The 20,791-nt window shown below is 70.0% G+C and carries 18 protein-coding genes; 8 read left to right on the top strand and 10 right to left on the bottom strand.

All coding sequences use genetic code 11. From position 1 onward, the window contains the following. Positions 1 to 31: 31 nt before the first annotated feature. The 5 genes from ACSFB7_RS08510 to pgaA form a co-directional block, all read right to left on the bottom strand. The gene (locus tag ACSFB7_RS08510; RefSeq protein WP_435468974.1) at positions 32 to 829 is read right to left on the bottom strand and encodes an SDR family oxidoreductase; all 798 of its coding nucleotides are present in this window, start codon (positions 827 to 829) and stop codon (positions 32 to 34) included. A gap of 93 nt (positions 830 to 922) precedes the next feature. Beyond that, positions 923 to 1,504: a poly-beta-1,6-N-acetyl-D-glucosamine biosynthesis protein PgaD gene (pgaD, locus tag ACSFB7_RS08505; RefSeq protein WP_435468972.1), complete on the bottom strand. Its 582-nt coding sequence runs from the start codon at positions 1,502 to 1,504 to the stop codon at positions 923 to 925. Then, positions 1,494 to 2,771 carry a poly-beta-1,6-N-acetyl-D-glucosamine synthase gene (gene pgaC, locus ACSFB7_RS08500; protein WP_435468970.1) on the bottom strand — a complete coding sequence of 426 codons (1,278 nt, stop codon included), beginning with the start codon at positions 2,769 to 2,771 and terminating at the stop codon, positions 1,494 to 1,496. The genes pgaD and pgaC overlap by 11 nt, the downstream gene beginning before the upstream one ends. Beyond that, positions 2,768 to 4,900 (bottom strand): poly-beta-1,6-N-acetyl-D-glucosamine N-deacetylase PgaB, encoded by a 2,133-nt coding sequence (gene pgaB / locus ACSFB7_RS08495; RefSeq protein WP_435468968.1) that lies wholly within the window; start codon positions 4,898 to 4,900, stop codon positions 2,768 to 2,770. Before pgaB ends, pgaC begins: the two co-directional genes overlap by 4 nt. After that, on the bottom strand, positions 4,900 to 7,428 hold the full coding sequence (gene pgaA / locus ACSFB7_RS08490) for a poly-beta-1,6 N-acetyl-D-glucosamine export porin PgaA (protein ID WP_435468966.1): 2,529 nt from the start codon (positions 7,426 to 7,428) through the stop codon (positions 4,900 to 4,902). The genes pgaB and pgaA overlap by 1 nt, the downstream gene beginning before the upstream one ends. A gap of 360 nt (positions 7,429 to 7,788) precedes the next feature. On the opposite strand from pgaA, the gene ACSFB7_RS08485 reads away from it, so the two are divergent. The 8 genes from ACSFB7_RS08485 (at position 7,789) to ACSFB7_RS08450 (ending at position 16,841) form a co-directional block, all read left to right on the top strand. Continuing rightward, the gene (locus ACSFB7_RS08485; RefSeq protein WP_435468964.1) at positions 7,789 to 8,616 is read left to right on the top strand and encodes a creatininase family protein; all 828 of its coding nucleotides are present in this window, start codon (positions 7,789 to 7,791) and stop codon (positions 8,614 to 8,616) included. A 126-nt stretch (positions 8,617 to 8,742) separates the two neighbouring features. Then, on the top strand, positions 8,743 to 9,402 hold the full coding sequence (locus tag ACSFB7_RS08480; protein ID WP_394482267.1) for a response regulator: 660 nt from the start codon (positions 8,743 to 8,745) through the stop codon (positions 9,400 to 9,402). Further along, complete coding sequence (locus ACSFB7_RS08475; protein ID WP_435468961.1) at positions 9,399 to 10,805, top strand: sensor histidine kinase; 1,407 nt, start codon at positions 9,399 to 9,401, stop codon at positions 10,803 to 10,805. The genes ACSFB7_RS08480 and ACSFB7_RS08475 overlap by 4 nt, the downstream gene beginning before the upstream one ends. Positions 10,806 to 10,918: 113 nt before the next feature. Continuing rightward, complete coding sequence (locus tag ACSFB7_RS08470) at positions 10,919 to 11,269, top strand: DUF4148 domain-containing protein (RefSeq protein ID WP_435468959.1); 351 nt, start codon at positions 10,919 to 10,921, stop codon at positions 11,267 to 11,269. 25 nt (positions 11,270 to 11,294) lie between these two features. Then, positions 11,295 to 11,960 carry an aldehyde dehydrogenase iron-sulfur subunit PaoA gene (paoA, locus tag ACSFB7_RS08465; protein ID WP_435468957.1) on the top strand — a complete coding sequence of 222 codons (666 nt, stop codon included), beginning with the start codon at positions 11,295 to 11,297 and terminating at the stop codon, positions 11,958 to 11,960. Next, the gene (locus ACSFB7_RS08460; protein ID WP_435468955.1) at positions 11,957 to 12,946 is read left to right on the top strand and encodes an FAD binding domain-containing protein; all 990 of its coding nucleotides are present in this window, start codon (positions 11,957 to 11,959) and stop codon (positions 12,944 to 12,946) included. The genes paoA and ACSFB7_RS08460 overlap by 4 nt, the downstream gene beginning before the upstream one ends. Positions 12,947 to 12,963: 17 nt before the next feature. Then, positions 12,964 to 15,192 carry a molybdopterin cofactor-binding domain-containing protein gene (locus ACSFB7_RS08455; protein WP_435468953.1) on the top strand — a complete coding sequence of 743 codons (2,229 nt, stop codon included), beginning with the start codon at positions 12,964 to 12,966 and terminating at the stop codon, positions 15,190 to 15,192. 32 nt (positions 15,193 to 15,224) lie between these two features. Continuing rightward, entirely contained in the window at positions 15,225 to 16,841 is a 1,617-nt protein-coding gene (locus ACSFB7_RS08450; protein WP_435468951.1) for a phospholipase D-like domain-containing protein, read from the top strand. Here the strand turns inward: ACSFB7_RS08450 and ACSFB7_RS08445 are convergent. From ACSFB7_RS08445 to ACSFB7_RS08425, 5 genes are read right to left on the bottom strand one after another with little or no spacing between them, the layout of a single operon-like run. Beyond that, positions 16,838 to 17,809 carry a threonine dehydratase gene (locus ACSFB7_RS08445; RefSeq protein WP_435468949.1) on the bottom strand — a complete coding sequence of 324 codons (972 nt, stop codon included), beginning with the start codon at positions 17,807 to 17,809 and terminating at the stop codon, positions 16,838 to 16,840. The two genes, ACSFB7_RS08450 and ACSFB7_RS08445, sit on opposite strands and share 4 nt — an antisense overlap. A gap of 21 nt (positions 17,810 to 17,830) precedes the next feature. Continuing rightward, entirely contained in the window at positions 17,831 to 18,463 is a 633-nt protein-coding gene (locus tag ACSFB7_RS08440; RefSeq protein WP_435468947.1) for a LysE family translocator, read from the bottom strand. A gap of 2 nt (positions 18,464 to 18,465) precedes the next feature. Then, on the bottom strand, positions 18,466 to 19,158 hold the full coding sequence (locus ACSFB7_RS08435; RefSeq protein WP_435468945.1) for a VOC family protein: 693 nt from the start codon (positions 19,156 to 19,158) through the stop codon (positions 18,466 to 18,468). A 13-nt stretch (positions 19,159 to 19,171) separates the two neighbouring features. Further along, entirely contained in the window at positions 19,172 to 20,095 is a 924-nt protein-coding gene (locus tag ACSFB7_RS08430; protein ID WP_435468943.1) for a PhzF family phenazine biosynthesis protein, read from the bottom strand. 5 nt (positions 20,096 to 20,100) lie between these two features. After that, on the bottom strand, positions 20,101 to 20,742 hold the full coding sequence (locus ACSFB7_RS08425) for a glutathione S-transferase family protein (protein ID WP_435468941.1): 642 nt from the start codon (positions 20,740 to 20,742) through the stop codon (positions 20,101 to 20,103). Positions 20,743 to 20,791 lie beyond the last annotated feature (49 nt).

The raw sequence follows: 20,791 nt of genomic DNA, 5'->3' as shown, positions 1-20,791 counted from the left end.
AATTCGATGGCCTGTGCCTGTCAGCGCTGCCTCAGATCATCGGCGTGACCGCACCATCCATCGCCACGATGGCACCCGTCACATAGCTGGCCTTCGCCGACGCCAGAAACAGCACCGTGTTGGCGACTTCTTCCGGCGTCGCGATGCGGCCCAGCGGCAGGCGCGCGGTGGCGCGTTCCAGTGCTTCGTCGGTGCCGATGCCCTGCAGCTTCGCATCGGCCTTCATGCCTTCCTGCAGCCGCTCGGTCAGCGTGAGGCCGGGGTTCACCGCGTTCACGCGCACGCCCTTGGCCGCATAGGCCGCGGCCATGCCGGCGCTCACCAGCATCAACGCCGCATTGGCCGCGCCGCCCGCCATGTGGACCGGGCTTGCGACCTTGCCGCCGTGGCCGATCACGTTGACGATGGCGCCGCGCCCGCGCTGGCCCATGCGCTTGACCACCGGGTCGATCATGTGGATGTAGGTGAAGTACTTGGCGTCCATCGCGTCGTGCCAGGCGGCGGGCGTCAGATCGTCGGGCGGGGTGCGGCGTGCGGCACCGGCCGAGTTGACGAGCACGTCGACCGCACCGAAAGCCTTCTCGGCCGCATCGAGCGCGGCCACGGCGCTGGCCGGGTCCTTCAGGTCGGCCGCATGCAGCGACACGCGGCCCTCGGCCTGCGCGAAGGCCTCGACCAGCGTTTGCAGGCCCTGCTGCAGGTTCTGCAGGTCGCGCGACACGAGGCTCACGCGCGCGCCTTCGCGCAGGAAGCCCAGCGCGCAGGCCAGGCCGATGCCCTTGCTGCCGCCGGTGATGAGTACGTGCTGGTCCTGAAGCTGGAGGTCCATGAAAGCGTCCTTGAGGGGTGGAGGGGATGTGCCGGCGATTGAATCACCGCCGCGAAACCCCTGCACGCACGCGGCCGGACGCCGCCGCCCGTGTCAGCGCCGCGCCGCCGCGCGCCGCAACGGCTCGGGCTCCAGCGCGCCGGGCGTGGTGTCGGTGGCGTCCCGCAGTTGTCCGTCGCGGTCGTGGTGCACCAGCAGTTGGCGCGTGCGCTGCCAGGTCGACAGGCGTGCCGGCGGCACCTCGATGTAGGAGGCCAGTGCGAACAGCGACGACTGTTCCTGGTCCGGCGGCGCCTCGCGCTTCTGCTGGCGGCGGCGCCACGGCGCCATCACCAGCATCGACACCAGGATCACGCCGATCACCACCGCGTACAGGCCCAGCAGGTGCAGCACCTCGGGTTGCGAGCGCGCGCCCAGCACATAGGGCCACGCATACCAGATGGCGCAGAACCAGATGGCGATGGTGACCGCCGGGCGCAGCACGCGCAGCCACAGGTACATGGCCAGCGTGCGCTGCGGCGAGCGGCCGTTGCCGAAGGCGCGCAGCGGGATGCGCGCGGCATCGATGATCGGTTCTTCGCCCGCGGGCTGGCCCCATGAGCGCTGCCGCGTGGGCGGGTTCATGTCGGCATGCGTCTCGGGAAATTGCGAATGAGCGTGGGACTCATGGGGCATCGGAGATTCCTCGGTCAGGGCTCGTCCACACCGCGCGTTTGCCGCGTCGGCGTATCAGGGCTTTGGGAAGGGCGATGACGGTGGTCGCCATCGTGATGGTCCAGAAAGCGATCGGGTACCAGATCGTTCCGGCGAAATAGCGCATCAGGTCGCGGTCGTAGCGGCGATCGATCCACAGGCTCAGCAGCATCTGCAGGATGCAGGTCATGGCCAGCAGCGTGCCCTGCCAGTGCGGCAGCAGCGCCGAGTGCCAGAGCGATTCGGTCGGCAGAAAGGGGCGCGCCAGGCTGACGAGCAGCACCAGTGCCATTGCATAGGCCCACACCACGCTGGTCATGTACTCGGCGTAGATGAGCCACATGCGCCAGTTGCCCGGCCGCAAAATGCGCGGCGTGTAGCGCAGCATGGTCTGGATGCCGCCGACGGCCCAGCGCAGGCGCTGCTTCCAGAGACCGCGCAAGGTCTCGGGCATCAGGATCCAGCACAGCGCGCGCGGCTCGAAGCGAAGCTGCCAGCCCGAGAGCTGCAGCTTCCAGCTCATGTCGATGTCTTCGGTGAGCACGTCGGGGCTCCAGAAGCCCACTTCGATGACGGCGCGGCGGCGGAACATCGCCAGCACGCCCGACACCGTGAACAGCGTGCCCACCAGTTGCTGCGAGCGCTTGATGAGGCCGATGATCGAAGAGAACTCGCCCACCTGCATGCGCCCCAGCAGCGTGGTGCGGGTGCGGATGCGCGGGTTGCCGGTAACGGCGCCGATGCGCTCCGAAGCCAGCATGGGCCGCAGCATCCAGGCGATGGCGTCGGCGTCCACCAAGGCATCGCCGTCGATGCCCAGGATGTATTCGCCGCGCGCCAGTTGGCAGGCCGTGTTGAGGCCAACCGCCTTGCCCTGGTTGCTGGCGTTGTGAATGACGCGCAGGCGGCTGTATTCCTTCGTCATCTCGTCCAGCAGCTCGCCGGTACCGTCGGTGCTGCCGTCGTTCACGGCAATCACTTCGTAGTTCGGGTAGCGCGTGCGCATCAGTTGCTCGATCACTTCGCGCAGATGCGGCACTTCGTTGAAGCACGGCACCACCACGGTGACCAGCGGGCGGGTGGCGAGCAGCTCGAGCGGATCGACGTCGACGTCGCGCTTGCGCTCGAACACCATCGCGTGCGACAGGCCGCCGGCCATCCACACCCAGGCCATGAAGAAGGGGTAGTAGAAGACGAAGCCGAACAGCAACGAGGGCAGCGTCTGCGCGAGGAAGTGGCTGGTGGTCATGGCCGTCGTTCTCCTTGCGCGGGTGGCGACGGTGAGGTTGCCGGTGCGGCAGCAGGCGCCGTTTGCGGCGGCGTCTCCACGGTGGCCGCGCCGGACGAACGCAGCGCGCGCGGCAGCAGCGTGCGCACCGAGATCGCGCGGCGCACCACCTCCAGCGAGGGCTGGTTGTTCAGAAAGTCGTCGGGGTAGTAGCCCAGGTGCCGCACGCCGGCGCGCTGCAGCAGCGTCCACTGGCGCGCCAGTTCGGCGTCGGCCACCGGCTTGCCGGTGCGCCAGTCGCGCGCCTGCAGCTCGAACACGGTGCCGTCCAGGCCGCGCGGCGTGTCGGCGGCGCGGCGCGCCAGCCGCGTGAGCCAGACGTCGCTCGCGGTCGCGCTGCGGGCTTCGCCTTCCATGCGCGGCATCGCCATCAGGCCTACGTAGTCGTAGGCCGCGAGCGAGGCTTCGTAGTTCTGCGCGAACCACTGCTCGGCCTCGGGTTCGAGCACCGGCCGCGCATAGAGGTTGCGCGCGGTCTCCAGGCCCGGTCGCCACACGCCCACGCGCGTCATCAGCTCCTGCGTGAACTCGATCAGGTAGCGGGTCTTGGCGGTGGTCCAGCGCGCCATCAACGCCGGGTCGGCGCGGATCGCGGCCACGTCGGGCGGCAGGCCCCACTTCGCGTAGGTGGCGAGCGCGGCGGGGCTGGCGTCTTCGTCGTCGGACAGCATCGCGTCGTCATGGAACAGCAGGCCCTCGAAGAAGGCCTGGCGGCCCAGGTCTTCGTAGATGTCGCCGACCAACGTGCGCACGGCCGGATCGAAGGGCGTGAGCCGGTGGTAGCGGTCGGCCGGCATCTTGCCGCCCTGCGTCATCACCGTGTGCGTGGCCAGCGGGTTCGATGCGGGCAGCCGGAAGGCCGTCACCGGCATCCAGGCGTAGACCTTCACGCCGGTGCGGCTGCGCAGTTGCCAGGCCGCGCGGCTGAACAGGTCGGCGCGCATCGGCAGGTGGCGGTTGGGAAAGTACAGCGCGTCGGCCACGCCGTCGCCGTCGGGGTCGGCATAGGCCTGCAGGAACACCGAGCGCGGGCGCACGGCGGCCACGCGGTCGATCAGCGCCGAGAGGTTGCGCTCCTGCTGGGCCGGATCGGGGTCGTACACATAGTCCAGGTCGACGTGCATCACGCGGTTGACCGGCCGCACCTCGCCGCCCACCGGGCTGCGCAGCAACTGGGCGTATTCGGGCGCGGTGTTGTCGTAGGCGGCCAGTGCGCGGCGGATGCGCGTAAGCGGCACGGTGGGCGTGTTCGGTCCGTCGTCCAGCGTGAAGGTGATCGGCATGCCCGCGCGTTCCGACGCCTTCAGCGCCATCGCGTTGTAGGCGCCGTAGGGCCAGACGGTGGCGCGCACCTTGGCGCCGGTGCGCGCCTCGATGATCTCGCGGCTGCGGCGCAGGTCGGTCTCCACGCGGCGCAGGTAGGCGTCGTCGTCTTCGTAGCGGCGGGTCTTGGGGTCGTAGCGGTGCGTGGCCGCGGCCGGCAGCATGTTGCCCTGCGGGTTGGCCTGGATGCCGGTGTGCATGGCGTCGCTGTGGCTCGCGAGTTCGACCAGGCCCGAGCGCGCCATCTCGGCGGCCTCGGACCAGAGCAGGAAGTTCTCGCGCGGCGCGGGCTTGTCGCCCCAATGCACCATCTGGCCTTCGGGCACGTCGAGCCAGCTCGTCACCAGCGCGAACAGCGCCGGGTAGTTGTAGCGCTTGAGCAGCGGAAACACCTTGGTGTAGGCGCTGCGGTAGCCGTCGTCGAAGGTCAGCAGCACCGGCTGCGCGGGCAGCGGCTTGCCGCCGGCGCGCGCATCCACGATCTGCTGCAGGCTCACCGGGTGGTAGCCGCTGTACTGCAGCCATGCGAACACCTCGGCGAGCGAGCGGTCGTCGATGGCGGTCTCGTCGGGCGAGTCCTCGAAGCTGGCGCGCACGCCGGTGCGCACGTCGTGGAAGGAGAGCACGCGAAAGCTCACGCCGTCGTCGGGGTCGGCCGGCGGCAGCGGCTGGGCCAGGGCGAGGCGGGGCAGGGCGCCGAGGGCGAGCGCCAGCAGCAGCCACAGCATGGCCACGCGCAGGAAGGTGAATGGGTTCTTCGTCGGCATCACGGCAGGGGCATCGAGAGGTTCAGGAAAACGCCGCGCTGTCGTTCGCGCACGCCGTCGTAGGGGTGGCTGGAAATGCTCAGGCCGTAGCGCAGCGTGAGCTTCGGGCCGAGGTTCCAGCGGTGTTCGTAGCGCAGGGTCCACATCGGGCCGCTGCCGAAGCCGGCCTGGTGGTAGCTGCCGCCGCCGAGTTCGACGGCCTGGAAGAACTGGCGGTCGTCGCTCTTCCAGTTGAGCCATTGCGCGCGCGCGGTGAGCTGCACGCTGCCGTCGCGCGAGGGGTTGAAGTAGGGCGTGTCGATCGCGCGGCCACGGCCGGTGTCGGCTTCGAGCCGTGTTTCGAGCTGAAAGCGCGGCGTGCTGATCCAGCGCTCGCGCCAGCCCAGGCCCAGGCCGTCGCGCACGTTGCCGTCGCTGAAATCCAGCCGTTGCCATTGCAGGTCGAAGCGGCGCGATTCGTTCACCACATAGCCCACGCTGGCGCCGGTCTCTCGCGCGCCGATGCCGGCCACGCGCGCCTTCCACGGCAGCTCCTTGCTGTCGCCGTCGTAGGTGGCGGACAGGCGCCATGCATCGCTTGCGCGGTAGTCCAGCCGGCCGGCCACGCTGTTGCGGTAGGGGCCGGTGTTGCCATGCTGCAGCGCGCCTTCGGCCAGCCAGGGGCCGCGTTGCCAGCTCAGGCCGAGGCCGCCGCGTGCCCAGTTCGCGTTGCCGATGTCGGTGTTGCCCCGGCCCAGCGTCTGGTCGTAGAACACGCGCCATTCGTCGTTGATGAGGCCCGAGCTGAGCCGGCTGTCGATGCGCCATTCGCGGCTGGCGATGGCCGCGCCGCCGCTGGATGCTTCGGCGTCCACGTCGAGCCGCGGGCCGGTGATGGCGTGCCGCTTGCGTTCCATGTCGCGCACCTCGGCGGTGTCGGGCACGTCGGCCACCAGCGCTTCGGCGCGCTGGCGGGCGTCGCCGTACCAGCCCGCGTCGAGCAGGGCCTCGACATGGCCGACGCGCGCGCTGGTGTCGTAGGGCTGGTCGGCCGCCTGCGCCTCGAAGCGCGCGAGCGCGGCCTCGGGGTGTTCGCGCAGCCGCTCGGTCAGGCCCGCGCCGTAGGCGTAGCCGGCGTTGAGCGGGGCTTCCTGCGTCAGCGTGGCAAAGCGCTGCTGCGCGAGCGCCGGCCGGTCGGTGTAGAGCTGCATCAGCGCGCGCATGCCGCTCACGTCGGTGTACTGGCCGTTGGGGCGGCCGGCTTCGGGCGTGAGGCGCAACAGGGCGGGCGTGCCGTTTTCGATCTGCTTGAGCAGCGCTTCGGCTTCCTCGAAGCGGCCGGTGTCCTGGTAGGCGTAGACCAGGCCGAAGTAGATGTCGTCGGGCATCGGCAGGTCGGCGCCGCCCTTGGCCACGGCCGCTTCGTAAAGCGGCACGGCCTCGACCGAGCGGCGCTCTTGCGCGAGCGCGCGGGCCGCGGCGCCGAGGCCGTAGAACGGCAGGTCGGTGCCGGCGGCGCGCAGCGTGTCGTACAGCGCGATGGCATCGGCGGGGCGGCCACGTTCGACCAGCGCGAGCAGGCGGTCGGACTGCAGGCGCACGCGCAGGGCGCGCCATGCGTCGGCGTCTGTGGTGCCGGCCTGCAGCGCGGCGGCGTCGAGCCGGGCCAGTGCGATGTCCTGGTCCGCCAGCACGCGGTCGAGCGCGACCACGCGGGCCGGGCCCAGGCGCTGGTCGCGTTCCTCGATGGCCCAGTGCAGCCGTTGCGCCAGCGCCTTCTGCTGCAGCGTGGACAAAGCCAGCGCGGAGAAGCTGCCGGGGTTCGCGCGCTCGGCCGCATCGGCGTCGTCGAAGGCGGTCGATGCCGCGCCGTTGTCGGCGAGCAGGAAGTCGGTTTCGCGGCGCAGGTCGCGACGCTCGGGGCGCAGCGCGCCGGCCTCGGTGTAGGCGGCCAGCGCCTGCAGCGGCTTGCCTTCGGCACGGGCCACGGCGGCGCGCAGTTCGAGCAGCGCGACGCGGTCTTCGATCTGTTTGGCGGGTTCCCGCGAGAGCGCGTCGCAGATCGCCTTCGCGCCCGCGACGTCGCCGGTGTCGAGCCGCCAGAAGGCTTCGTGAATGCGCGGTTCGCGCGCGGCCGGTTGCCGTGCGCGCCAGATGGCGATGGTGTTGCCCTGCAGCGCGGTGTCTTGCGTGCGCCGTGCGGCCAGTGCGAGCGGGCCCAGTGCGTAGTCGCTCAGCTTCGCCGGCGATAGTTGGCGGCCCAGGGTCGCGGCCTCGGCGAACTGGCCGTCAGCGGCCGCGATGGCGATGGCGTCGGACGCCACGCGCTGCCGTTCCTTGTCGCCCAGCGGTGCCGCGAGCCAGTCCTTCAGTTGTTGCAGCGCCTGCGTCGGCGTGATGCGTCCGGCACGGCGCGCAAGGATCAGCGCGTCGTGTTCCTGCGGGCCGTAGGCCACCGTGCCGCGATCGGCGGCGGGTGGGTTCGTGACAGGTGACTGGGCCAGCGCCGTGGACGCGCCGAAGGCCAATACACAAACAATCGATGGCAATCCCCGCGCTGCCGATGCGAGGTGTTGAGACAACGAACGGGCGAGCGCCGTTTTGCGCCCAGCCGTGACCGTGCCTCCAGCTATTTTCTGGATGAACACTCTGCTCCCTTTGACCAACGCCTTGCATGCGGCAAACAGCCGCGATGCAAGCCGAATCACCCATCCGAAAAAAAACGGATCGGATGGTTCTGAAAAATGACTCTGCGGACGACTCTATTCACGATAGTTAACAAACACAAACTAAAGTGCAAGGAAGTCGTTATAAATGTGAACTGGTTGGCTATATTTCCGCCGCAATCAACCAGTCATGTCGGACAAGGCCCCGTGATGCGGATAGGCGTCCGGCCTAAGATCCACACGATGAACGCCTCTGCAGCCCCTTTGCCCCGCTTCTGGTCCCAGCTCACCACGCGCGATTTCGCCGCGCTCGATGCGGCCGCCACCGTCGCGGTGCTGCCCTTGGGCGCGACCGAGCAGCACGGCCCGCACCTGCCGCTGGGCGTGGACACGGTGCTGGCCGATGGCATCGTGGCCGCGTCGCTGCCGCTGCTGCCGCCTGCGTTGCCGGTGCTGTTTTTGCCGACCCAGCAGATCGGCCTGAGCCCCGAGCACGCGCGCTTCGCGGGCACGCTCACGCTGTCGGCCGAAACGCTGATCCGCATGTGGAATGAAATCGGCGCGGGCGTGGCGCGCGCCGGCGTGAAGAAGCTGGTGCTGTTCAATGCGCACGGCGGCCACGTGGGCGCGATGGACATCGTGGCGCGCGAGCTGCGCGCGGCGCACGGGCTCATCGTCTACAGCGTGAGCTGGTTCAACCTGCCGCTGGGTGATGCGGGCGCGCGGTTCAGCGCGCAGGAGCATCGCTTCGGCGTGCACGCGGGCGAGATCGAGACGTCGATGATGCTGGCGCTGACGCCGCAACTGGTGCGCATGGGCGAGGCGCAGGACTTCCGTTCGACGTCGGAGCAGCGCGCGGCCGACTACGCGATCCTCGGCAACGGCAAGAGCGCCAAGCTCGGCTGGGCGATGGAGGACTACAACGCACATGGCGCAGCCGGCAACGCGGCCGCGGCGACGGCAGCGAACGGCCAGGCGGTGATCGATGCGGCCGCGCAGCAGTTGGCATTGCTGCTGGCCGAGGTGTCGCGCCTGCCGCTCGATACGGCCAACACCGGCCCGCTGCCCTGACCCGCCGCTGAACGGCGCGACAAGCCAAGGGCTCGCCTCGATCCCCGTGCGGCGTTAACGTTGACCTAACGGTTCTGCGCTACCTTCCCGGCGCATCAACCAACCAATCAACCCACGGGAGCCGGCGTGCGCGTGCTGCTTGTCGAAGACGACGAAATGATCGGGAAGAGCCTGGTCCGCGGCCTCGAGCGATCGGGCTGGGCGGTCGACTGGGTGCGCGACGGGCTGCTCGCGCGCAGCGCGCTGGCCGATGGCGACTACACCTGCGTGCTGCTCGACCTGGGTCTGCCCGGCATGGACGGCATCGAGGTGCTGCGCCAGGCGCGCGGCCTGAAGAACGACACGCCGATCCTGATCCTCACCGCGCGCGACGGCCTCGGCCAGCGCGTGGAAGGGCTCGACCTCGGCGCCGACGACTACCTGCTCAAGCCCTTCGAGTTGCCCGAACTGCTGGCGCGCATGCGCGCGGTGGTGCGGCGGCGCCATGGCGCGTCCAACTCCATCATCGGCAGTGGCAGCGTGCAGCTCGACCTCACCACGCGCGAAGTGCTTTTTCGTGGCACGCGCGAAACGCTCTCGGCCCGCGAGTTCGCGCTGATGCACGCCATGCTCGAACGCCCGGGCGCCATCCTCTCGCGCGAGCAACTGGAGAACCGCATCTACGGATGGGGTGAGGAAGTGATGAGCAACGCGGTCGACGTGATCATCCACAACATGCGGCGCAAGCTCGGCGCCGACACCATCCGCAATGTGCGCGGCCTGGGCTGGCGCGTGGTGGATTCATGAACATGCGTGCGACGCACGGCCGGCCCTGGTACTCGCCGGGTTCGCTGCGCAACAAGCTCTTGATGTGGCTGGTGCTGGTGCACCTGCTGGCGGCCGTGGGCGTGGCCTGGTTCACCTACGCCAGCTACGACAGGCTCATCGTCACCTTCAAGGACGACCAGATGCAGATGCTGGCCGACTCCTACGCCAGCAACGTGGTCGTGCCCGAGCTGCGGCCGGCCGACGAGCGCAGCATTTTCGAGCGCGGCGCCTTCGTCATCCAGATATGGAACGGGCAGGGCGAACTGCTGGTGAGTTCGTGGCCCGCGCTGGCCGTGGCCCGCCAGCCATCGGAAGGGCTGACCACCGTGCGCATGGGCCCCGGCGACGACGGCGTGTGGCGCATCTATTCCACCGCGCCGGTGGCCGATGCCGGCCGCTTCCAGGTGCAGGTGATCCAGAACGGCGGCTTCGTGCGCCGCATGGTGGCCAAGCGCGCGCTGTCGTCGACTGCGCCCATCGCGTTGCTGCTGCCCTTGTCGCTGGCGGCGCTGTGGCTGGTGGTGTGGGCGTCGTCGCGCAAGCTGCGCAGCGTGGCGCTCGACGTGGCGGCGCAGGACGAGCGCAGCCTGTCCGAGCTGTCGGTGTCGCGCGTGCCCGATGAAATCGCGCCGCTGGTGGAGGCCTTCAACAGCCTGCTCGGGCGGCTGCGGCAGGCCTTCGCCGTGCAGCGCCGCTTCGTGCAGGACGCCGCGCACGAGCTGCGCACGCCCATCGCCGCCATCGGCCTGCAACTGGACAACATGCGCGCCGAGGTGCCGGTAGAGGCCGTTGCCGAGCACTACGTGCACCTGAAGGGCGGCGTGACGCGCGCTCAGCACCTGATCGAGCAACTGCTGCGCCTGTCGCGCCAGGAGAGCAGCACCGAGGCCGAGGCGCCGGTGCCGCTCGACGTGGCTTCGGTGCTGCGCGACAGCGTGGCGCAGTTGATGGTCATTGCCGACCGCCGCCGCATCGACATCGGTTTCGAGGGCAGCGCCACCGCGACGGTGACCGCGCCGCCGGCCGAGCTGCGCAGCATCTTCGACAACCTGATCGACAACGCGCTGCGCCACTCGCCCGAAGGCGGCGTGGTCGACGTGCGGCTGCACGAGGTGGAAGGGCAACCGGTGGTCGACGTGGTGGACAACGGGCCGGGCATTCCGCCCGCGCTGATCGAGCGCGCCTTCGACCGCTTCTTTCGCGTGCCGGGTACCGCCGCCGAGGGCAGCGGCCTGGGCCTGTCCATCGCGCACATGGCCGCGCAGCGCAACGGCCTGCGCATCGTGCTGGCCAACCGCTATGACGCGCAGGGCCGGCTGGCCGGGTTGCAGGCGCGCGTGCACCTGCGCGATACCGGGGCGGGCCGCGCGGCGTCGGCTTAACGCTCAGGTAACTCTCGCTTAAAGGTCGCATAAAACGGCCTTCCTACAGTGACTCCAGCCGCGACAACGGCCGCGCCGCAAGGCGCCAACCCAGTGTTCAACGAGGAGTTCACATGCGAAAGACCTTCGGCCTCCTGGCCATTCTTGCCCTGGCCGGTGCTGCGGCCCACGCCGAAACCTACGACGGCGTGCACCAGGGCCCCGGCCTGCTCGAGCGCGGCGACGTGGCGGCCCAGGCGGTGGCGGCGGCCCACGCGCCCGACCAGAACGTGACGCGCGGCTCGCGCGGAGCCGATCCCTTCACCCCCACCGTCTCGCGTGAAGCCATGCGCCAGGTCGCGGTGGCGGCGGCCCATGCGCCCGACCAGAACGTGACCAGCGGCTCGCGCGTGAACAGCGTCGTCATCTCCACGATGCCGCCGGTGCGCTCGGCGATCGGCGAGGCCCCGGCCAGCCGCTTCTGACGCCCAGGCGCCCAAGGAACCCACGATGGATGCCGAACAACAGAAGGACGGCTACACGCGCCGCACCGTGCTGATCACCAGCGCGGCCGGCGTGGCCGCCGCCACGCTGCCGCATGCGGGGCAGGCACAGCAGGCTGCGGGGCCCGCGCCCGTGACGGCCGCAACCGCAGACCTGCCGCTGGCCGATGTCGCGCTGCGCATCAACGGCCAGCCGCATACGCTGTCCATCGACCCGAGGGTCACGCTGCTCGACCTGCTGCGCGAGCAACTGCACCTCACAGGTTCCAAGAAGGGCTGCGACCACGGCCAGTGCGGCGCCTGCACGGTGCTGGTCAACGGGCGGCGCATCAACAGTTGCCTCACGCTGGCGGTGCTGCACGAGGGCGACGAGGTGACGACCATCGAGGGCCTGGGCGCGCCGAAGAAGCTGCACCCGATGCAGACCGCCTTCGTCAAGCACGACGGCTACCAGTGCGGCTACTGCACGCCGGGCCAGATCTGCTCGGCGGTCGGCATGCTGGGCGAGATGCGCGGCGGCATGCCGAGCCACGTCACGCGGAATCTTGCGGCGCCCGTGGTCTTCAGCGACGAGGAAATGCGCGAGCGCATGAGCGGCAACATCTGCCGCTGCGCGGGCTATCCGAACATCATCGCGGCCATCCGCGAAGTGGCGGAAGGAGCAGCGACATGAGGGCCTTCACCTTCGAGCGCGTGCCAACGCCGGCTGCCGCCGCGCTGTCGATGCAGCAGCACCCGGGCGCGCGCTTCATCGCGGGCGGCACCAACCTGCTGGACCTGATGAAGCTCGACATCGAGCAGCCCACGCACCTGATCGACGTCAATCGCCTGGGGCTCGACCGCATCGAGGCCTTGCCCGATGGCGGCCTGAAGATCGGCGCGCTGGTGCGCAACAGCGACCTTGCCGCCGACCCGCGCGTGCGGCGCGAGCATCCGCTGCTGTCGCGCGCCTTGCTGTCGGGCGCCAGCGCGCAACTGCGCAACAAGGCGACCACCGCCGGCAACCTGCTGCAGCGCACGCGCTGCTTCTACTTCTACGACACGACCAAGCCCTGCAACAAGCGCACGCCCGGCAGCGGTTGCGCGGCGATGGCGGGCTTCAACCGCATCCACGCGATCCTCGGCGCGAGCGCGCAATGCATCGCGGTGCATTCGTCCGACATGGCGGTGGCGCTGCGCGCGCTCGATGCGCAAGTCGAGACCGTGTCGGCCAGTGGTGCTGCGCGCCGCATTCCCATCGCCGAGCTGCATCGCCTGCCCGGCGACACGCCCGGCATCGAAACCGTGCTGGCGCCGGACGAGCTGATCACCGGCGTGACGCTGCCCGCGCCGCTCGGCGGCACGCAGCTCTACCGCAAGGTGCGCGACCGCGCGTCCTACGCCTTCGCGCTGGTTTCGGTTGCAGCCGTGGTGGTGCGCGAGGGCCGCACGGTGACCGGCGTGCGGCTGGCCTTCGGTGGCCTGGCCGCGAAGCCGTGGCGCAACGAGGAAGCCGAACGTCGGCTCATCGGCACCGATGGCGGCACGCAGGCACGCGACGCCGTTGCCGACGTGCTGCTCGCCGACGCGCGCGGCCATGGGCACAACGATTTCAAGATCCCGTTGTTGCGCCGCACCCTGCACGCCACGCTGGCGCAGGCAATCGCAGAAACCACCTGAAGAAGGGAGCAGGCACCATGCAATTCACCGAAGCCGCCGGGCCGAGCGCCCTGGACCGCGAGCGCGTGCTGGGCCGCCCGCTGGACCGCATCGACGGGCCGCTCAAGGTCAGCGGCAAAGCCCGCTACAGCTACGAGTACCACGACGAAGTGCCCGATGCCGCCTACGGCTGGATCGTGCTCGCGGGCATCGGCAAGGGCCGCATCGCGCGCATCGACACCGCCGAAGCGCAGCGCGCGCCGGGCGTGCTGCTGGTCTACACCTATGCCAACGTGCCGCGCATGGCGCCGAAGGGGCGCGCCAACGTGGTGTCGCAGCTCTCGGGGCCGGAAGTGCAGCAGCACGGCCAGGCGGTGGCCTTCGTGGTGGCGCAGACCTTCGAGCAGGCGCGCGCGGCGGCTTTCCTGATCCGCATCGACTACGAGCGCAGCGCGGGCCGCTTCGACCTCGCAGCCGCACAGGCCACTGCCCCCAAGCCCGGCGACGACCCCAGCGCCGGCAGCGAGAGCGCGGCCGACACGGCGGTGGGCGACTTCCAGGGCGCCTTCGACACTGCGCCCGTCACGCTCGATGCGACCTACACCACGCCCGACCAGCACCCCGCGATGATGGAACCGCAGGCCACCACCGCGCGCTGGGACGGCGACCGGCTCACGCTCTACACCTCGCACCAGATGCCGAACTGGGCCGCGAGCGACGTGGCCGCGATGCTCGATGTGCCGGCCGCGCAGGTGCGCGTGGTCTCGGCCTTCGTCGGCGGCGGCTTCGGCTCCAAGCTGCGCACGCATGCGGACGCGGTGCTCTCTGCCTTCGCGGCGCGTGAACTGCGAAGGCCGGTGAAGACCGCGCTGGCGCGCGAGCAGTTGCTCAACCACACGACGCGCCGTGCCGCGACCATCCAGCGCGTGCGGCTCGGTGCCACGCCCGACGGCCGGCTCACCGCCATCGGCCACGAGACCTGGACCAGCAACCTGCCGGGCCGCAGCTACTACGAGGGCGCCTCGCGCCAGACGCGGCTGCTCTATGCCGCCCCGAACCGCATGACGGCGCACCGCGTGGCGGCGCTCGACCTGCCCGAAGCCGCCGCGATGCGCGCACCGGCCACCGCCAGCGGCCAGATGGCCTTCGAGGTGGCGCTCGACGAACTCGCCGAAAAGCTGCGCATCGACCCGGTGCAACTGCGCATCCTCAACGACAGCCCACACGACCCCGAGCGCGGGCCTTCGCGCCCGTACTCGGGGCGCAAGCTGGTCGAGTGCCTGCGCGAAGGCGCGCGGCGCTTCGGCTGGGCCCAGAGAAACCCCGTGCCCGCGCAAACGCGCGACGGCCGCTGGCTGGTCGGCATGGGCGTGGCCAGCGCCATCCACCACCATTCGGTGCGGCCATCGAGCGCGCGGCTGAGCCTCGATGCGCAGGGCCGGCTGCTGATCGAGACCTCGATGACCGACATCGGCACCGGCACCTACACCGTGCTGGCGCAGATCGCGGCCGAGATGACCGGCATTCCGATGGACCGCATCGGCGTGCGGCTGGGCGACACGGCGCTTCCCATGGGGGCAGGGTCGATCGCCTCGATCGGTGCATCGAGCGCCGGTGCCTCGGTGTTCGACGGCTGCCAGCAACTGTGCGGGCTGCTCGCGCAGCGTGCGGGCTTCGACGTGCAGAAGGCGCGCTTCGAGCGCGGCCGCATTGCCCTGGGGCGCCGTTCGCACGGGCTCGGCGAACTGGCCGGCGCGGAAGGCCTCAGCGTGCTGGGCAACATCGAGCCCGGTGACCTGCACCGCCGCTATGCGCAGGCCGCGTTCGGCGCCCACTTCTGCGAGGTGGGCGTGGACATCGACACCGGCGAGACGCGCGTGCGCCGCATGCTCGGCGTGTTCGCGGCGGGCCGCATCCTCAACATGAAGACCGCGCGCAGCCAGGCCATCGGCGGCATGGTGTTCGGCGTGGGCGCGGCGCTGACCGAAGAGGCGGTGGTCGACGTGCACCACGGCTACTTCGTCAACCACGACATGGCCGAATACCTGGTGCCGGTGCATGCCGACATTCCGGACATCGACGCCGTGTACCTGCAGGACGCCGACGACCTCGCGAGCCCGATCAAGTCGAAGGGCATCGGCGAGCTGGGCACCTGCGGCTCGGGCGCGGTGGTGGCGAATGCGATCTACAACGCGACCGGCGTGCGTGTGCGGAACTACCCGATCACGCTCGACAAGCTGCTGCCGGGGCTGCCCGTGCGTGCTTGAATGGCGGCGTTGCCACACGCCGCCAACTTGCCATGCACGCCCCTGCCTTGATTGCCACGCTGACGCGCAAGCTCCTGCTGACCGCTGCGGCATGCGGCGTCCTGTGGCTCACCGGATGCGCGACGCTGCCCGACGAAGGGCCGCGCACCGCCAGCACCTCGTTGCCCGTGCAGGGCCCGGCCACGCTGCTCGACCGCATCGCCACCGCGTCGATGGACGGCGCTGCCCCCGGCGCCAGCGGCTTTCGGCTGATGCTGGGCCTGGCCAGCATGGACACGCGCCTGGCGCTGCTGCGCGGCGCGCAACGCTCGCTCGACCTGCAGTACTACCACCTGCACAACGACGCGACCGGCCGGCTGGTGTTGCGGGAGCTGCGCAACGCGGCCCAGCGCGGCGTGCGCGTGCGGCTGCTCGTGGACGACCTCTACACGGAAGACATCGGCGCCCTGCTCGAAGGGCTGGGCGCCTACCCGAACGTGGAGGTGCGCATCTTCAATCCCTTCCCCACGCGCGGTGCCACGGCCACCCGCTTCGGCCTCGCGCTGTTCGACTTCGCGCGCGTCAATCGCCGCATGCACAACAAGCTGTTCGTGGCGGACGGTGTGCTGGCCGTGGCCGGTGGGCGCAACCTCGGCGACGTCTATTTCATGCGCGATGCCGACGACAACTTCTTCGACTACGACGTGCTGGTGGCGGGCGCGGTGCTGCCGCAGATGGGAAGCCTCTTCGACGAATACTGGAATGCGCCGCAGGTGCGCACAGCGGCGTCGGTGCTGCACCCGCCGGCCGACACCGGTGCGGCCCGCCGTGACTTCGACGCGCGGGTGGATGGGCCCGACACGCCCGAGCCGGTGCCGTTTCGCACGGCCGATCCGTCAGGCCGTGTCACCCTGGGCGACGAACTGAAGGCGGGCCGCGTGAAGCTCGCCTTCGGCACGGCACAAGCCTTTGCCGATTCACCGGCCAAGGCCTGGGGCCAGATGGAGACGCGGCGCCTGCCCAGCGGCGCGCTGATCGACACCAGCCGACGGCTGCTGGGCGAGGCGGCGCAGCAGGCGCAATCGGAGATCCTCACGTCGTCGCCGTACTTCGTGCCGGGCGCGGCGGCGCTCGACGGCATGCGCCGCAACGCGGCGCGCGGCATTCGCCAGACGCTCATCACCAACTCGCTGGCGGCCACCGACGAACCGGTGGTCCACACCGGCTACCGCCGTTATCGCGCCCGCCTGCTGCAAGACGGCATGCAGATCTACGAGATCCACCCGAACGCGAGCCGGGCGCTGTTCGTCGGCAACATCGGCGCGGGTGCGCAGGTGCGGCTGCACACCAAGGCGCTGGTGATCGATCGCAAGACCCTCTTTCTGGGCTCGGTCAACATGGACCCGCGCTCGGACGCGCTGAACACCGAGTTCGGCCTGCGCATCGATTGCCCCCCGCTGGCCGAAGAGGCGCACGCCTTCTTCGGCGAACTGATGCAGCACGCGGCCTACCAGGTCCGGCTGCAGCCGGGCAGCGACAGCGCGCTGGAATGGTGGCGCGTGGACGGTGACTTGCCGGTCAAGGTGACAGACGAGGAGCCCGGCGCGGACCTTGCGACACGCGCCAAGCTCTATCTGCAGTCGCTGGTGATTCCCGAGTCGATGCTTTAGGAGGCGCTGCGCCCCAGCACGCCGGCGAACATGTCCGAATCGACATTGCCGCCGCTCACGCTGATGCCCACCGTCTTGCCACGCCAGCGCTCCTGCTGCTGAAGCGCGGCGGCCAGTGCGGCGGCGCCCGCGCCCTCGGCCACGTTGTGCGTGTCGCTGAAGAGGATGCGCATGGCTTCGGCGATCTCGTCGTCGGTGACGGTGATGACGTCGTCCGCTTCGCGCAGGATCACCTCGACCGATTCGGGCACCGGCGTGCGGCAGGCCATGCCGTCGGCCAGCCGCGTCGTCACCGGCGATTCGACGGGCTTGCGCGCAAGGAAGGAATCGCGGTATGCCGTGGCATGCGCGGACACCACGCCGATGAGCTTCGTCTTTGCGCCGCAATGTGCGCGCGCGGCGGCCGCGCCGGCAAAGCCGGAGCCCAGGCCGATGGGTACGAAGAGCACGTCGGGCGGCGCATCTTTCAGTGCGTCGAAGAACTCCACGTACGCGGTCGACACGCCCCGCACCAGCTCGCGGTGGAACGAAGGCACGCGGTGCAGCGCATCGCGCTCGGCCAGCACGGCCGCGTGTTCGAGCGCCGCCTGAAAGTCTTCGCCATGCTCGACCAGCGTGACGCCCAGCGCGCGCATCGCGGCATTCTTTTCGAGCGAGTTGCCGTGCGGCACCACGATGGTGGCGGCCAGCCCGTGGCGCCGCGCCGCGAAGCCGACCGACTGGCCGTGGTTGCCGCGCGTGGCGCTGATCACGTGGCGCGCCTGGGGCTGCTCGTGCGCGAGGGTCTCGAAGTAGGTCAGGCCGCCGCGGATCTTGAAGGCGCCGGCCGGCGTGTGGTTCTCGTGCTTGGCCCAGACCGTGGCGCCCAAGCGCTGCGCGAGCAGCGGCCATGCGTACTGCGGCGTGGGTGGCATGGCTGCATGCACGGTGCGCTGCGCGGCTTCGATCTCTTCATGGGTGAATCTCACGGGCGTCCTTCTTCCGGGGAATTACTTGCGTTCGGTCAGCGCCACGCGCACGGCCAGTGCGGCCAGCACGCTGCCCATCACATAGCGTTGCGCGCGCAGCCAGCCCGCGCTTTGCGACAGCACGGCGGTGATGCTCGCGGCGCCGACGATCATCACCGTGTTGACCACCGCGCTGGTGGTCATCTGCGCGATGCCCAGTTGCAGGCTTTGCAGCAGCACAGAGCCGCGCTCGGGGTGGATGAACTGCGGAAAGAAGGACAGGTAGAACATCGCCACCTTCGGGTTCAGCAGGTTCGTGAGAAAGCCCATGCGGAACAGCTTGGCCGGCGGATCGGCCGGCAGCACGCGGGCCTCGAAGGGCGCATTGCCGCCGGGCTTGACGGCCTGCCATGCGAGCCACAGCAGGTAGGCCGCACCGGCGAGGCGGATCGCGTCGAACGCGATCGGCACGGCCAGCAGCAGCGCGGTGAGGCCGAGCGCCGCCGCGAGCAGGTGGACCAGGAAGGCCATCAGCACACCGCCCAGCGAGATCAAGCCCGCGCGGCGGCCCTGGATCAATGTGCGCGAAACGCAATAGATCATGTTGGGCCCCGGCGTGAGCGCGAGCAGCAGCGAGGCGAGGGCGAACCAGGCGATTTCTGTGAGGCTCAGCATGGTCAGAGTCCTTGGGATTCGAGGGTGACGGGGCCGCGCGGCGTGTCGAGCACGGCCACGAGGTTGGGTGGGCCGGCGGTGACCGCCATGTCGGCCATGCCGATGGTCGACAGTGCGGCGGAGAGGTCGGCCGCGCGCGGATGCGCGGCACGCAGCGCGCGCATCGAAAGGCCCGAGCTTGGCATCGCATCGGTCGGGTGCACCGGGCCCCACTGGATCAGCGTGGGCAACGCGCCGTAGAAAAGCCGCTGGCCGTCGTCGCGCACGGTGATCTGCCATTCGAGCCGGCCGGCCGGTGTGTCGCGCGAGGCTTCGAGCAACTGGCCGCGGTCGATGTGCGCGTGCTCGTCGTGCGCGAGCGCATGCAGCGCGGCATGCGCATCGGGCACGCGCGCGACGAAGTGAATCAGGCGCGGGCCGCGCTGCGCAAGGCCCGCCTGCAGCGCGCCGTCGTCGAGATCGAACCAGCGGTGCGTGCCCGCACGCGACGGCCGCTTGCCGGGTTCGATCGCGATGATCTCCAGGTAGGCGGCCGGAAAGGCGTCGCTCGCGATGTTCAGCAGCCGGTTGTGCGTGCCCATCAGCGGATGCGCGCCGCCAGGCCCCGGCACGACGCCGAGCGTGGCTTCGCACCACGCCACGCCTTCGGCGAGCGAGGCGGCGGCGATCACGAGGTGGTCGAGGTGGGCGTGCATGGCGCGGTGCGGGCTACAGCGTGACGGTGCCGTCGATGCAGGTCACGGCATCGCCGCCGACCCAGATCTTTCCTTCGGCGTCGCGCTCGATGTACACGCGGCCGGCGCGGCCCAGGCACTGGCCTTGGGCAGCCAGGTAGCGCTCGGGCATGTGGCCGTCGGCGATCAGCCATTCGGCCAGGCTGGCGTTGAGGCTGCCGGTGACCGGGTCTTCGGGCACGCCGACGGGCTCGGCGAAGGCGCGCACTTCGAGGTCGATCTTCGCGCCGTCGTTGTACTCGGCGGCACGGCGGTTGCCGAAGGCGCGCGCCTCGCGGTTCGAGCGGCCGATCAGCGGCGAGGTGTCGAGCGCCGCGGGCACGCCGGCCACGCCGGCCTTCACGCCCAGTTCACGCAGCATGCGGTGGTCGGGCTGCAGTTGCAGCACCACGTCGGCGTCATCGACCAGCAGGCCGAACCAGACCGGGCCGTTGTCGAGCACCTGCGCCGCGATGATCTGCTGCGCCTTCAGGCCCAGCGCGCCGGCCACCTTGGCCAGCAGTGCGGGGCTCGGTGCGCTGCGCTTGAGCGGCGGCGCGGCAAAGGCCAGCCGTTCGCCTTCGCGTCGCAGCGGCACGAGGCCCGCGCCGCATTCCTGTACCACCAGACCGGCCGCCTTGGACTTGCCGCCGGCGCGCAGCCAGGCATGGCAACTGCCGATGGTCGGATGGCCGGCAAAGGGCAGCTCGCCACCGGGCGTGAAGATGCGCACGCGGTAGTCGGCGGTGGGTGCCGTGGGCGGCAGCAGGAAGGTGGTTTCGGACAGGTTGGTCCACTGCGCAAAGCGCTGCATCTCGGCGTCGTCAAGGTCGGTGCCGTCGACAACCACGGCGAGCGGGTTGCCTCGGTAGGCCGTGGCGGTGAAGACGTCGACTTGCTGGAAGGGGCGGGATTTCATCGGGTTCATTCAAGGGAAAGATCGAGCACGCCACGCGCGCCCGGACGGGAAAGCAGATCGGCGTACCAGCGCTCGACGTTCGGCCAGCTCGGCCGGTGGTATTCGGTGGCCGGCAGGCCGAACCAGCGGTGCGCTTCGCAGCCGACGGGGATGTCGGCCATGGTGAAACGCTCGCCGGCCATGTAGGGCCGCTTCGCGAGGTGGGCATCGAGCATCGCGAACAGCGCTTCGCTTGCACGCACCGAGGCATCGATGAGCGCGGGTTGGCGCTCCGACGGCGGCGTACGCACCCACTGGATGAAGGCGCCGTGGCTCGCGCGGTTCAGCGTGGTCTGCTGCCAGTCCATCCAGCGCTCGGCGTCGAAGCGCGCGGGCAGCTCGGCCGGGTAGAACTCGCCGTGCGAGTGGCGGGCGCAGAGGTAGCGCACGATCACGTTCGACTCCCAGAGCGTCATGTGTTCGGCGCCTTCGCCGTCGTCGATGGTGGGCACCATCGCATTCGGGTTGAGTGCCAGGTATTCAGGCGTCTGCACCACGCCGAATTTGCCACCGGCTTCGGTGCGCTGGAAATCGAGCCCGAGTTCCTGCGCGCACCACACCACCTTGCGGACGTTGATCGAGCTGATGCGGCCCCAGATGTTGAGCATGGGTGAGGTTCTTTCTTTCTTTGTTGATCTGTTTGTTTGTTCGTTCTGT

This window comes from Variovorax raffinosi, from assembly GCF_051216615.1.
GTDB lineage: Bacteria > Pseudomonadota > Gammaproteobacteria > Burkholderiales > Burkholderiaceae_C > Variovorax.
This window is presented reverse-complemented; position numbering and strand designations above follow the sequence as displayed.

Bases quoted from the DNA above. Each gene is read 5' to 3' on its own strand.
- ACSFB7_RS08510 (WP_435468974.1), bottom strand. From the start codon at position 829: ATGGACCTCCAGCTTCAGGACCAGCACGTACTCATCACCGGCGGCAGC.
- pgaD (WP_435468972.1), bottom strand. From the start codon at position 1,504: ATGCCCCATGAGTCCCACGCTCATTCGCAATTTCCCGAGACGCATGCC.
- pgaC (WP_435468970.1), bottom strand. From the start codon at position 2,771: ATGACCACCAGCCACTTCCTCGCGCAGACGCTGCCCTCGTTGCTGTTC.
- pgaB (WP_435468968.1), bottom strand. From the start codon at position 4,900: ATGCCGACGAAGAACCCATTCACCTTCCTGCGCGTGGCCATGCTGTGG.
- ACSFB7_RS08485 (WP_435468964.1), top strand. From the start codon at position 7,789: ATGAACGCCTCTGCAGCCCCTTTGCCCCGCTTCTGGTCCCAGCTCACC.
- ACSFB7_RS08475 (WP_435468961.1), top strand. From the start codon at position 9,399: ATGAACATGCGTGCGACGCACGGCCGGCCCTGGTACTCGCCGGGTTCG.
- ACSFB7_RS08470 (WP_435468959.1), top strand. From the start codon at position 10,919: ATGCGAAAGACCTTCGGCCTCCTGGCCATTCTTGCCCTGGCCGGTGCT.
- paoA (WP_435468957.1), top strand. From the start codon at position 11,295: ATGGATGCCGAACAACAGAAGGACGGCTACACGCGCCGCACCGTGCTG.
- ACSFB7_RS08460 (WP_435468955.1), top strand. From the start codon at position 11,957: ATGAGGGCCTTCACCTTCGAGCGCGTGCCAACGCCGGCTGCCGCCGCG.
- ACSFB7_RS08455 (WP_435468953.1), top strand. From the start codon at position 12,964: ATGCAATTCACCGAAGCCGCCGGGCCGAGCGCCCTGGACCGCGAGCGC.
- ACSFB7_RS08450 (WP_435468951.1), top strand. From the start codon at position 15,225: ATGCACGCCCCTGCCTTGATTGCCACGCTGACGCGCAAGCTCCTGCTG.
- ACSFB7_RS08440 (WP_435468947.1), bottom strand. From the start codon at position 18,463: ATGCTGAGCCTCACAGAAATCGCCTGGTTCGCCCTCGCCTCGCTGCTG.
- ACSFB7_RS08435 (WP_435468945.1), bottom strand. From the start codon at position 19,158: ATGCACGCCCACCTCGACCACCTCGTGATCGCCGCCGCCTCGCTCGCC.
- ACSFB7_RS08430 (WP_435468943.1), bottom strand. From the start codon at position 20,095: ATGAAATCCCGCCCCTTCCAGCAAGTCGACGTCTTCACCGCCACGGCC.
- ACSFB7_RS08425 (WP_435468941.1), bottom strand. From the start codon at position 20,742: ATGCTCAACATCTGGGGCCGCATCAGCTCGATCAACGTCCGCAAGGTG.